The sequence below is a fragment of the Bradyrhizobium sp. USDA 4501 genome (assembly GCF_054062115.1).
In genome coordinates, this window is record NZ_JBSSEX010000001.1 from 6,260,856 (window position 1) to 6,272,809 (window position 11,954).

Here is an 11,954-nt window from a genome sequence, read left to right on the forward strand (position 1 = left end):
GCATACACCAGGGCGACACCGGGCAACAACGGGGGTAGCGCCGTTAGACCAATTGGGCTGAGGTAGGTTGAGCCGCGGCCGCTATGATCGGCCGGTGATTCGCGCGCAGGGGTGTCGGCGGATCGATCACGCCCGGAGGGACCCATGTGGAGTTTTCTCGAGCGTCTTTTGGATTCGTCGACGTTTTCGCCGCACGGCATCTGCCTGCTGTGGGAGCCCGGAGCTGATCTGGCTCCACGTGATTTCAGACGCGATCATTGCCGCTTCGTATTTCTCGATCCCGTTCGCGCTGGCGATCCTCGTCTCCAAGCGGCGCGATTTCCAGTTCGGCTGGATGGCCTGGCCGTTCGCCACGTTTATCCTCGCCTGCGGCCTCACCCATGTGTTCTCGATCTACACGCTGTGGGTGCCGATCTACGGTCTCGAGGGCCTGCTCAAGGCGCTAACCGCTGTCGCCTCGATCTTCACCGCAGTGCTGCTCTGGCCGCTGATCCCGCGGATCCTCGCGATCCCGACCGAAGAGCAGTTGCGCGAGGCCCATGTCGCGCTCGCCGAGGAGGGACGGCAGCGCCAGCGATCGGAATTCCTGCTCGAGCGCCTTCGCGAGGCCGAGGCCAATGAGAGCAAGATCCGCCAGGCGCAGAAGATGGAAGCGGTCGGCCAGCTCACCGGCGGCATTGCGCACGACTTCAACAACATCCTCACCGTCATCACCGGCACGATCGACATCCTGGCCGAGGCGGTCACTCACAACCGCCAGCCCACGGAGATCACCGCGCTGATCCGCGACGCCGCCGAGCGCGGCGCATCGCTGACGCGGCATCTGCTCGCCTTCGCGCGCAAGCAGCCGCTGCAGCCGACCACGCTGTCGGCCAATAACGGGAGCGAAGCCCTTGCCGTGCTCGACAGCGGCGCGCCGATCGATCTGTGTTCACCGACGTCATCATGCCGGGCGCGATGAACGGACGCGACCTCGCCACCGAGGCGCGGAAGCGCCGCCCGGGCCTGCGCGTCCTCTTCACTCGGGCTATACCGATGACGCCATCGATCAGGACGGCAAGCTCGAGCAGGGCATCCTGTTCCTGGCAAAACCCTACAGCCGCGCCGAGCTCGCCCGCATGTTGCGCGTCGCGCTGCGCGAGGAGGGGGCGGTGATTGCACAGGAGCCGGCGGCGTAGCGAGAGATCGTAGCCCGCATGAGCGAAGCGACATGCGGGACCGGTCTTACCCCGCATGTCGCTTCGCTCATGCGGGCTACGGACGGCGCCGCACATGACCAATCATTAACCCGCGCCGCGTCGCTGCGACGCACTGGTTCCCCTTGCGGCTTCTGCGGCAAAGTCCCTACCTCAGCGGCGTCAGTTGTGGCAGCATTCCGCTCGCCGTGAGGGAACAACGATGAACTATTTCCGCACCGCGCTCCTGCTTGCCGGCCTCACCGCCCTGTTCATGGGGGTCGGCTATCTGATCGGCGGCGGCACCGGCGCCGTGATCGCGCTGATGGTCGCGGCTGCGACAAATCTGTTCACCTACTGGAATTCCGATCGCATGGTGCTGTCGATGTACGGCGCCCATCAGGTCGATGCGGGCTCGGCGCCCGAACTCTACAATCTCGTCGCCGAGCTCGCACAGCGCGCCGCTCTCCCGATGCCGCGCGTATTCCTGATGGACGAGGCGCAGCCCAATGCGTTCGCGACCGGCCGCAACCCGGAGAACGCGGCGGTCGCCGTCACCACGGGCCTGATGCAGCAACTCAGCCGCGAGGAGCTTGCCGGCGTGATCGCGCATGAGCTTGCGCATATCAAGCATCACGACACGCTCACCATGACGATCACGGCGACGATCGCCGGCGCGATCTCGATGCTGGCGCAGTTCGGTATGTTCTTCGGCGGCAACCGCAACAACAACGGCCCCGGCATTGTCGGCTCGATCACGATGATGGTCCTGGCGCCGCTCGGCGCCATGCTGGTGCAGATGGCGATCAGCCGCACCCGCGAATACGCCGCCGATAATTATGGCGCGCGCATCGTCGGTCAGCCGATGTGGCTTGCCTCCGCGCTCGCGAAGATCGAGAACGCCGCGCATCAGGTGCCGAACATGGAGGCCGAGCGCAATCCGGCCACCGCGCACATGTTCATCATCAACCCGCTGTCGGGCCACGGCGTCGACAACCTGTTCGCGACCCACCCCTCGACCGCGAACCGCATCGCCGCGCTGCAGCAGCTCGCCGCCGAGCTCGGCACCCAGACCGCGCCGCGCCCGGCCGGTGGAAGCTATCCGCCGCGCAGCCCGTGGGGCGGATCCGGCCAGCGCGGCCCGTGGGGGTAGGGTGAGACCAAGCCGTAGCCGCGAAGGCGGTGTGCTCCCTCGCCCCGTTCTTAGCAGGGGTGTCCGGGGAAATTCAGGCATAGCGGAGCTCCATCTGGTCAGGTGAGATGGTTGATTTCCGACGGCTGGGGTTGGTGGGCGGAGGTTTGTCGATGGCAGCGAGGGATCGACGCGTGAGCAGGAGCTGGCCGACGAGTTCGGCGAACCTGAGCGGGAGCATTTTGATGCAGTTGGTGTGAGCGGCGATGCGCAGCAGCAGGTAGGCAATCATCGCAGCGAGCACCTGAAGGCGGATCGCGTTGTCGTTGGCGCCGAGGAACTTGCGAATATCGAGATGCTGCTTGATCCAGCGGAACAGCAGCTCGATTTGCCATCTGCTCTTGTAGAGGGCGGCGATCTCGACGGCGCTACGGGCAAGGTCGTTGGTCAGGAGTGTGATCTTGCCGCCTTTCTCGCGTCTGATCTTGATGCGGCGGAGCGGGATTGGAAGGCGCGAATCGCCCTTGCTGGTGAGCTTCACCTCGTCATCGGCAAGGATTTCGAAGCCATCCCCGTTACGCTTGCGGATGGCGCGATGCCTGAGCGAGCGAAGACGGATGCTCGTCTTCGCCCGGGTAACGAAGAAAGCCTTGCTATCATTGATCTTCTGCCACCAGTCGAAACGGCAATAGCCCTTGTCAAACACATAGGTGGTGGCGGGCTGGATTGGGGTCTGTCGGCCGATCTCGATGTCATTGACGTTCGCGGCCGTCATCTCGACGCAGGTCGGGACATCGCTCCTTGGGTCGTAGACGACATGCAGCTTCATGCCGCGGATGCGGCCGTTCCACGTCGCCCAACTGCAGACCTTGCCGAGCGGGATCGGACTGGCGTCGATCAGACGCACCATCTCCATGCCTTCACTCCGCAGCTGGCGACGCGCCATCGCCGACAGCGCCGCAAAGGTTTGCGCGAAAAGGCCGATCGGACGGCGGGCATTGGCATCGGACAACGTCGAGCGCGACAGCTTGCCGGTTCCCAAGTGATAGTGATGCTGCGAATTGGCGTTGAAGCCAGTCACCACCCCGCGCAGACTGCTGTTGCCGCTAAGCTGGGCATAGATCAGCGCCACCAGATCCCAGCTCCTGAACGACTTGTCGTAGGCATCCCCGTCCAGACGATCCACAACCGTCTGAACTGCCGTCGATTGATCGGTTCAAGCAGCCTTCCAAAAATGCTACCGCGATATCGCATGCTCGGCCCTCTGTGTCTCGACAACCAGAAAAGACCGATTTGCCTCGGTCCTGCCGAGCATGCACCGCGACACAGTGAATCATTCCCCGGACACCCCTGCGTTCTTAGGGGAGAGGGTTGGGGTGAGGGGCTGTCTCCGCAAATACGGCGATAGCTGCACTCGCGGAAGCTCCCCCTCACCCGGAACGCATCTAGCGATGCGTTCCGACCTCTCCCCGCACGCGCAGGGGTGTCCGGGGAAATTCAGGCATAGCGGAGCTCCATCTGGTCAGGTGAGATGGTTGATTTCCGACGGCTGGGGTTGATGGGCGGAGGTTTGTCGATGGCAGCGAGGGATCGACGCGTGAGCAGGAGCTGGCCGACGAGTTCGGCGAACCTGAGCGGGAGCATTTTGATGCAGTTGGTGTGAGCGGCGATGCGCAGCAGCAGGTAGGCAATCATCGCAGCGAGCACCTGAAGGCGGATCGCGTTGTCGTTGGCGCCGAGGAACTTGCGAATATCGAGATGCTGCTTGATCCAGCGGAACAGCAGCTCGATTTGCCATCTGCTCTTGTAGAGGGCGGCGATCTCGACGGCGCTACGGGCAAGGTCGTTGGTCAGGAGTGTGATCTTGCCGCCTTTCTCGCGTCTGATCTTGATGCGGCGGAGCGGGATTGGAAGGCGCGAATCGCCCTTGCTGGTGAGCTTCACCTCGTCATCGGCAAGGATTTCGAAGCCATCCCCGTTACGCTTGCGGATGGCGCGATGCCTGAGCGAGCGAAGACGGATGCTCGTCTTCGCCCGGGTAACGAAGAAAGCCTTGCTATCATTGATCTTCTGCCACCAGTCGAAACGGCAATAGCCCTTGTCAAACACATAGGTGGTGGCGGGCTGGATTGGGGTCTGTCGGCCGATCTCGATGTCATTGACGTTCGCGGCCGTCATCTCGACGCAGGTCGGGACATCGCTCCTTGGGTCGTAGACGACATGCAGCTTCATGCCGCGGATGCGGCCGTTCCACGTCGCCCAACTGCAGACCTTGCCGAGCGGGATCGGACTGGCGTCGATCAGACGCACCATCTCCATGCCTTCACTCCGCAGCTGGCGACGCGCCATCGCCGACAGCGCCGCAAAGGTTTGCGCGAAAATGCCGATCGGACGGCGGGCATTGGCATCGGACAACGTCGAGCGCGACAGCTTGCCGGTTCCCAAGTGATAGTGATGCTGCGAATTGGCGTTGAAGCCAGTCACTACCCCGCGCAGACTGCTGTTGCCGCTAAGCTGGGCATAGATCAGCGCCACCAGATGATCCCAGCTCCTGAACGACTTGTCGTAGGCATCCCCGTCCAGACGATCCACAACCGTCTGAAACTGCCGTCGATTGATCGGTTCAAGCAGCCTTCCAAAAATGCTACCGCGATATCGCATGCTCGGCCCTCTGTGTCTCGACAACCAGAAAAGACCGATTTGCCTCGGTCCTGCCGAGCATGCACCGCGACACAGTGAATCATTCCCCGGACACCCCTGCCGCACGCGGGGCGAGGTGAAGTGAAGGCAGCTGCTACGCGCTCGCGGCGTCCAGCCGTTCGACCTGATCCTTGCTCAGCTCAAGTTCGGTCGCCGCGACCAGCGTTGCGACCTGCTCGGGCCTGGTAGCGCTGGCAATCGGCGCGGTGACGGAGGGTTTTGCCATCAGCCAGGCGAGCGCGACCGCGGCCGGCTCGGCGCGGGTTTCCGCGGCGACCTCGTCAAGACCGGCCAGGATGCGCATGCCGCGCGGGTTCATGTATTTTGGGATGCTGCGTGCACCGCGGGGGCTCTTGGCGAAGTCGCTCTCCGAGCGATATTTGCCGGTCAAAAATCCTGCGGCGAGCGAGAAGAACGTGATCACGCCGACGTCGTTCGCCTCGCAGACGCGTTGCAGCGCGCCTTCGTAGCTCGAGCGCTCGGCGAGGCTGTATTCGGGCTGCATGCTCTCATAGCGCGGCAACCCGTTCGCCTTGGCAATGTCGAGCGCACTCTGGAGCCGCTCCGCCGAGAAGTTCGAGGCGCCGATGGCCCTGACCTTGCCGGCCTTGATCAGCTTGTTGTAGGCCGCGAGCGTCTCTTCCTGCGGTGTCGTCTCATCGTCCTTGTGGGACTGGTAGAGATCGATGAAATCGGTCTGTAGCCGCCGCAGCGAATCCTCGACGGCGCGCGCGATGTAGTCCGGCTTCAGCCCGACATTGCCGCCTCCCATGTCCATGCCGACCTTGGTGGCGAGGATGACGCGGTTGCGGTTGCCGCGCGCCTTCATCCATTTGCCGATGATGGTCTCGGATTCGCCGCCGCTGTGGCCCGGCACCCAGCGTGAATAGACATCCGCCGTATCCAGGAATGTCAGCCCCTGATCGAGCACGGTGTCGAGCAGGCGAAACGACGACGTCTCGTCCACGGTCCAGCCGAATACATTGCAGCCGAAGCACAGGGGAGGGACAGTGAGGCCGGAGCGGCCGAGCGCGCGATGCTTCATGAGTTTTCTTTCGCTTGTTCTTGATGGCGGGCGCCGAACACTGAGGCAGATCGCCCTTGTTTGCAAGGCGTTGTCCCGCCACCGCCTAGCGGGCGCCGACGCGTCACTCGGCGGGCTCGGATGGATCGCGTTCGTCGGTCGGGTCAGGCGCGCTGCCCTTCAGTGCCGCATCGACCAAGGAGAGATTTCGTCGCAGAGCAGAAACGCGATTTTATTTGCCGCGGGTCTGATGTAGATTGCGCGGCGAGCTGCCACCGGTTGCGCCGAAATCCGGAGAATGAGCGGCAGCGCGACTGGCCATCGGCAGGCCATTTCTTCTCATTTTTCAGTACGAAATGCTCTGCCCGGGCCGCGCGCCTGGGTGAATGTTTTTTTCATTCCAACCAAACGGAGCGATTGCCATGCATTTCTGCTTCTCTGGTGAATACACCCCGCGTTCCCTGAACAACATCATGGAAAACCCGACGACGAATCGATACGAGGCCGCGAAGAAGTTGATTGAGGCCGCCGGCGGGAAACTGATTTCGATGTACAGCACGGCGACCGATGGCCCCGGCGTGATGGTGATCTTCGACGTGCCGGATCCGAGCTTCGCGCCTGCGGTCAGCGGCGTGGTGGTTGCGGCCGGCGCCATGCAGAACGTGCGGCTGGTCCGGCTCTTTACCCAGGACGAGATCAAGGTGGTGCGTCAGCACGCGACCAAGCTCAAGGCCGCCTACACGCCGCCCGGTGGCTAGCAGGCCGAGCGATCCAAAACGGCGCAGATTGATCTGATGGCCGGTGTCACTCTCGCGCGGCGGCGCTTGCTGGCGTCCCGCGCGGAGGCGAGGGCCGTTGCGCGCCGCTGATCCGGGGCGTCAACGGAATGGGCACTAGCTCAGGCGGATGTCCTGGCTACGTGCATGCCGGCCACAGCCCCGGCCGGTTGTGCCGTCGCATGACGTCCGCCGCCTCGCTCGGCCTCCGCTTCAGCAAGACGAGCGCAGTACGCGCTAAGGCGCGATGAGATCAGGGCGTGTACTCATGAATTCTTCGCGTCCGCTTTGATCTCGGAAGCTGACGTTGAGGCCGACATCGCCGTATGTCGGCCTTGGGCCAATAAGCAACATCCAAAGAAGTTCAGTTGACTAGGGGCGGGCCTCAAAGTTCATGTTGAACGGCGTCTCGGTCGCGCGACCGAACTACTTAGAGCCCGCCCCTATAACGCATGCTCGCATGTCCAGCTCTTCTTAGCGGACGACTAGCAAATGCGACAGGGGATGCGAAGTATCGCCTTGGCCGACCAGCGCCGCTTGGGGATGGAAAAATCACACCCCCCGCTTCTTCAGACCGAGCCCCTCGAACTGCGTCTTCTGCTCGTCACTCAGGTTCCAACGGAAATCGTCGACCGCGTCGTTCACGCTGATGATCGCCTCTCTCATCGCTTCCAACCGCGCCTTCGCGGCCTTAAGGCGGGCCGGTGGGGTGAGCGCGTCCTTTGGCGGGCATGGGTTTAAGGCTTCCATGGTGCCCATCGTGGTATCCTGCACCACTTCGAGCGCGGCGCGTTGCGTATCGTTCAGTTTCAGGCTGGCGACGATGTCGTCGAGGGGCCATTGCTGGGCGACGAGCTGGCGGTATTGCTTTTCGGCCTGTTGCTCGTCTTGCGGTTCACGGCTCGCCTGGCAGGCGGCGTCCTGCATCTCCTTCAGCTTCGCGGCCGCAGCGTTGGCGCGGCGGTCGCGTTCGGGCGTGTTGAGCTGGGCCTTCTGTTCATCGCTTAGGAGATCGTAGAATTTTTGAAATGGCGGCATAACGGTCGCAACTGCGCTCAGCATCGCGTTGACGCGGCTCTGCATGGCCGCGAATCGCTCCAGCGCGGTGGTTGCGGTCTGTGCTGTACAGGAAGCGCGGATGGTGTTGCCGGCGGAAATCCAGGCGCTCGCGAGCTCGTCGAAGGCTGCGCGCTGCGCCTCGTTCGCCGCGACCGCCAGGCCGATCCGCTCGAGGGGAAGGCCGGTCGTCTCGGCGGTGTCGCCGCTACAGAATTCCTGCACCGAGGGCGCTTTGCGATGCCGCCTCCCGGCGGGGCGCTCGGCCGCAAACGCTGAGAGATCGCTCGCAGCGTAAGGCGAGAAGATCGCGGCGTAGAGATCGCCGTAGCCATAGGCCCAGAAGCCGCTGCCATCATTGAGAAGCGCGTAGTCATAGAGATCGCTGTAGGCAAACGGCCAGAAGAGCGGACCGACCCAGCCGTATGAACCGTCGGAGTGCTGCCACCAGCCTTGCGCAGCTCGGCCGCCCTGCCAGCCGGCCAGCGCGGCGACGGCAGTGAGCTGCGCGCGCTCACTCGGGCCGATCGACTCGGCGGCGGGGCGAAGATCTTGCGGTCTTAGAGCAGCCATGCGGACGCGGCTGTGGCGCGCCGCCATGCGTGCGTGGCGGCGACCTGCGACCGACAGCACGCCGGCCATCGCGAAGCGCGCGACACTCACGGGGCCGCCAACGCGCAGGCGGAAGCCCGCCTCGGCCGCGCTCGGCAGCGCTCCCAGAACGCCAATTGCAACGCCGGCCGCAGCCATTCCAAGGCGGGACTTTGACATGATCTCTCCCTCGGTCTCTTCCTTGGCGGTCCAGGCCACATCGCGTCACAAATATGACTCGCAGCGGAACCGAAAGTTCCTCCCGCCGTTTTCATTGGGTGAACCTGCGGTCAGGTGACGACGTCAACGGATTAGTCGCGTCGAGTACACGCGCTGGGTCGAATCGTCATCGCGCTTTAGTTTGGTGTGTGATTCGCGCAAACGCGTTGTCGCGAGGGAAAGCCGCTTCGCACTTTTCCGGATCATGCTTTAGCGCACGTCGTCCTCGGTCGAATCCTCCTCCGTTTTCGGCGGCCAGGCGCCGCGCCGGACCAGCGCCTCGTGCAGGAGATGTGCTCGCTGTTCGTCGCACCCGATGGCTGCAAGGTGGTCGAAGGTGCGATCAGCAAGGACGGCTGGTGCAAGGCCTTTGCCGCGGTGGATTGATCGGTGGATTGATCCTTGGCTCACAACTCCCGCGCATTCGAGAACGCGAACGAGGACACGCGCCGCGTGGTCTCGTCCAGGATCAGGGTGCGCGTGATCGGCGGCTCGGCGCGCTGGCTGCAATTCTCGCGCTCGCAAAGCCGGCAGTTGACGCCGATCGGGGTGCCCTCGACCTTCTCCAGATCCATGCCGGTGGCATAGACGAGCTTGGCTGCATGACGGATCTCGCAGCCGAGCCCGATCGCAAAGCGCGGCTGCGGCTGCGGGTAGGGCGCCACCGGCCGGCGCACCATCTGCGCGATCGAGAAGTAGCGCGTGCCGTCCGGCAATTCGATCACCTGGCTGAGCAGGCGGTCCGGCATGTCGAAGGTCGAGTGCACGTTCCAGAGCGGGCAGGTGCCGCCGAACTTGGAGAACGGAAAGGTGCCCGAGGAGAACCGCTTCGACACGTTGCCGGCATTGTCGACGCGGAGCAGGAAGAACGGCACGCCGCGCGCGTTCGGCCGTTGCAGCGTGGTGAGGCGGTGGCAGACCTGCTCGAAGCCGGCGTTGAAGCGCTGCGCCAGCACATGGACGTCGTAGCTCAAGGCTTCGGCTGCGGAATGAAACGCCTGATAAGGCATCATCGCGGCGGCTGCGAAGTAATTGGCGAGCGTGATGCGGTAGAGCCGGCGCGCGGTATCGTCGAGCGGACCGGCGCGGCTGACGATGGCGTCGATCGAAGCGCCGCACTCGACAAAGCCGATCTGCAGCGCAAGCTGGAAGCTGCGGCCGGAGCTGTCGACCAGTTCGGAGATCAAGAGCTGCCGGCGATGCCGATCGAAACGGCGCAGCGTCTCGCGCATCACGTCGACCGGCATCACGCGAGTCAAAATCGAATGTTTTTCGCGGAGGCGCGTGGTCAGCGCCGTAAACAGGCCTTCGGTCGGCACGTTGAGCTCGTCGCGCAAATTCTCCGCGGCGGTCTCGAGCTCCGGAAAATAGTTGCGGTTGGCTTCGATCAGGTCGCGCACCCGCTCGATCGGATTGGCGTCGAATTGCGAGCCTTCGCGGTCGGCCATCTGCGCCGCCACCAGCGTCTCGCCGCGGCGCGCCTCGGTGTAGGCGGCGTAGAGCCGCTGCAGCGCGTGCGTCACGCCGGGGCAGAGTTCGGCGAGGTCCCGCAGCTCCTGCTTCGGCAGGTCGATCTGGCGGAACAGGGGATCGGAGAAGATCTCGTTGAGTTCCGCGAAGAAGCGGTCCTCGTCGGCGGTGGCGAGGTCGCGCAAGTCGAGGTCGTAGGTCTCGGCCAGCCGCAGCAGGATCTGCGCCGTCACCGGGCGCTGGTTGCGCTCGATCAGGTTGATGTAGGAGGGCGAGATGCCGAGCCCCTCGGCGATCTGGGTCTGCGACAGCCCCAATTGCTGGCGGATCCGCCGGAAGCGCGGACCGACGAACAGCTTCTTTCCGGATTCACCGGGCACGGGTTGGTCTCGCTTGCCGCAGCAAATTCTGACCGCCTCGCCCCGCGCGCGGGGAGAGGCCGGATCGCATCGCTAGATGCGATCCGGGTGAGGGGGACCCTCCGCGAGTCTCGCTGCGGAGACAGCCCCTCACCCCAATTCTCTCCCCGTAAGAACGGGGAGAGGGAGAAGAAAAACCGGCGGGCATGGCAGGCTTCCTGACCTATTTTGTGACAAAATTTACAAGTCGACATTTATTACAAGTTCGGATGTTACATGACATCACCAATAAAAAACAAGGCATCTGTACGAACTTCGCGTTTTCGCGTTTATCTCCTGACACGCAATTCGCAATACTCTGTCAAGAATGTCGATATGAGCAGATTGCGGAGATCAAGGTGCAGGCGGCTGGGCAAAGGCAGCCCGATTTTTTGAAGGAGACTGACGATGAGCAAGGGCAGCAATTTCTGGGTGATCGGCGGAGAGTTCGGGTCGATGAACTTCCACAAGCTCGTCGAAGGCTCGGCCCAGGTCCGCGGTCCGTTCAAGACCCGCAAGGAAGCCGAAGAGTGCTGGAAGGAAGTTTCGGAAGAGAGCCGCCACAAGGCCGGCGTGCGCTTCTCCATCGTCGAGGAGCCGTCGCGGGTTTCGGCCTGAGCGCCAGAATTTCAGAGCTAAGAAAACGTCCAAGGACGGCGGCCCCATCCGGTTCATCCGGGTGGGGTCGACCGCTTTTGGGACAGCGTCAGGTATCTTTGATCTGGGGATAAGTGGCGGCCTAAGTGCTTGGGAACCAACGCCCTTTGCGGACATCTTGGTTGCTGATAGGTTAATGCGCAGGAAACCCGTCACCACGAGACCGCAAGGCATGTCCGATCCGCAGAACACCGGCAGCGAGGCGCGCGAGATGCGGCCGACGCTGCGAGAGGCGTTGCGACGGGCGCGGATCGAGGCGGCCGATCGCACCGGTGTCGTCGTCGAGTTGCGCGACGCCGAGGTGGCGCGGCTCGAGATCCTCAACGATGCGCTCGATCCGCTGTTCGCGCAGGTGCCGGACAAGGTCGATCTGTTCGACCGCGGCATCAGCCAGGGCGAGACGCCGCGGCTGTGGATCGACGTCGTCGCGCATGTGCTGATGGGGCGCGACAAGCGGATCTACCGCTTCGTGCAGGACACGAGGTTCGGCCGCATCGTGCTCGCCGAATCGCATGACGTGGCCGCGATCGTCGATGCCGTCACCGACTATGTCGCGCGCCGCCTGATCGAGCGCGAGCATGCGATGGTGGCAACGCCGCTTCCGGTTGCCGAGCCGCCGGCGCCGCCGCCCGTCCCGGTGGTGACGCCGAGGCGCCGCGGCGGGATCGGCATGTTCGTGTTCGGCTTCGTCATGGGCGCGCTCGCGCTGTTCGGTCTCGCGCTGTATGCGAGCTTGCAAAACTTCTAGCCGCTCAA

The 11,954-nt window shown here is 63.6% G+C and carries 8 protein-coding genes and 3 pseudogenes; 6 read left to right on the forward strand and 5 right to left on the reverse strand.

Annotation, left to right across the window (positions count from 1 at the left end; translation table 11 throughout):
• Positions 1-238: 238 nt before the first annotated feature.
• From ACVWZM_RS28795 to htpX, 3 genes and pseudogenes are all read left to right on the forward strand, one after another.
• Positions 239-451: pseudogene (locus tag ACVWZM_RS28795) on the forward strand (hybrid sensor histidine kinase/response regulator); the annotation flags it as partial.
• Between the two features lie 120 nt (positions 452-571).
• Positions 572-1,178: pseudogene (locus ACVWZM_RS28800) on the forward strand (response regulator); the annotation flags it as partial.
• Positions 1,179-1,398: 220 nt separating this feature from the next.
• Positions 1,399-2,328, forward strand: a complete 930-nt coding sequence (gene htpX / locus ACVWZM_RS28805; RefSeq protein ID WP_456855420.1) for a zinc metalloprotease HtpX — start codon at positions 1,399-1,401, stop codon at positions 2,326-2,328.
• A gap of 73 nt (positions 2,329-2,401) precedes the next feature.
• Here the strand turns inward: htpX and ACVWZM_RS28810 are convergent.
• The 3 genes and pseudogenes from ACVWZM_RS28810 to ACVWZM_RS28820 form a co-directional block, all read right to left on the reverse strand.
• Positions 2,402-3,561 (reverse strand): annotated as a pseudogene (locus ACVWZM_RS28810) (IS4 family transposase).
• Positions 3,562-3,804: 243 nt separating this feature from the next.
• Positions 3,805-4,968 carry an IS4 family transposase gene (locus tag ACVWZM_RS28815; RefSeq protein WP_057015126.1) on the reverse strand — a complete coding sequence of 388 codons (1,164 nt, stop codon included), beginning with the start codon at positions 4,966-4,968 and terminating at the stop codon, positions 3,805-3,807.
• Between the two features lie 133 nt (positions 4,969-5,101).
• Entirely contained in the window at positions 5,102-6,052 is a 951-nt protein-coding gene (locus tag ACVWZM_RS28820) for an aldo/keto reductase (protein ID WP_057016967.1), read from the reverse strand.
• Positions 6,053-6,453: 401 nt separating this feature from the next.
• On the opposite strand from ACVWZM_RS28820, the gene ACVWZM_RS28825 reads away from it, so the two are divergent.
• Positions 6,454-6,789, forward strand: coding sequence for a GYD domain-containing protein (locus tag ACVWZM_RS28825; protein WP_057016969.1), 336 nt, complete (start codon positions 6,454-6,456; stop codon positions 6,787-6,789).
• A 570-nt stretch (positions 6,790-7,359) separates the two neighbouring features.
• Here ACVWZM_RS28825 and ACVWZM_RS28830 read toward each other — a convergent pair.
• Both ACVWZM_RS28830 and ACVWZM_RS28835 read right to left on the reverse strand, forming a co-directional pair.
• Complete coding sequence (locus tag ACVWZM_RS28830) at positions 7,360-8,613, reverse strand: Spy/CpxP family protein refolding chaperone (RefSeq protein WP_057016970.1); 1,254 nt, start codon at positions 8,611-8,613, stop codon at positions 7,360-7,362.
• A gap of 467 nt (positions 8,614-9,080) precedes the next feature.
• Positions 9,081-10,523 (reverse strand): helix-turn-helix domain-containing protein, encoded by a 1,443-nt coding sequence (locus ACVWZM_RS28835; RefSeq protein WP_057016971.1) that lies wholly within the window; start codon positions 10,521-10,523, stop codon positions 9,081-9,083.
• 426 nt (positions 10,524-10,949) lie between these two features.
• Between ACVWZM_RS28835 and ACVWZM_RS28840 the strand changes: the two genes are divergently transcribed.
• Positions 10,950-11,159 carry a DUF4170 domain-containing protein gene (locus tag ACVWZM_RS28840; RefSeq protein ID WP_016839740.1) on the forward strand — a complete coding sequence of 70 codons (210 nt, stop codon included), beginning with the start codon at positions 10,950-10,952 and terminating at the stop codon, positions 11,157-11,159.
• 211 nt (positions 11,160-11,370) lie between these two features.
• Positions 11,371-11,946, forward strand: coding sequence for a hypothetical protein (locus tag ACVWZM_RS28845; protein WP_057016972.1), 576 nt, complete (start codon positions 11,371-11,373; stop codon positions 11,944-11,946).
• Positions 11,947-11,954 lie beyond the last annotated feature (8 nt).

Excerpts from the sequence above, each read along its gene's own strand:
- ACVWZM_RS28820 (WP_057016967.1), bottom strand. The coding sequence starts at position 6,052 with ATGAAGCATCGCGCGCTCGGCCGCTCCGGCCTCACTGTCCCTCCCCTG.
- ACVWZM_RS28830 (WP_057016970.1), bottom strand. The coding sequence starts at position 8,613 with ATGGCTGCGGCCGGCGTTGCAATTGGCGTTCTGGGAGCGCTGCCGAGC.
- ACVWZM_RS28845 (WP_057016972.1), top strand. The coding sequence starts at position 11,371 with ATGTCCGATCCGCAGAACACCGGCAGCGAGGCGCGCGAGATGCGGCCG.
- ACVWZM_RS28815 (WP_057015126.1), bottom strand. The coding sequence starts at position 4,968 with ATGCGATATCGCGGTAGCATTTTTGGAAGGCTGCTTGAACCGATCAAT.
- htpX (WP_456855420.1), top strand. The coding sequence starts at position 1,399 with ATGAACTATTTCCGCACCGCGCTCCTGCTTGCCGGCCTCACCGCCCTG.
- ACVWZM_RS28840 (WP_016839740.1), top strand. The coding sequence starts at position 10,950 with ATGAGCAAGGGCAGCAATTTCTGGGTGATCGGCGGAGAGTTCGGGTCG.
- ACVWZM_RS28825 (WP_057016969.1), top strand. The coding sequence starts at position 6,454 with ATGCATTTCTGCTTCTCTGGTGAATACACCCCGCGTTCCCTGAACAAC.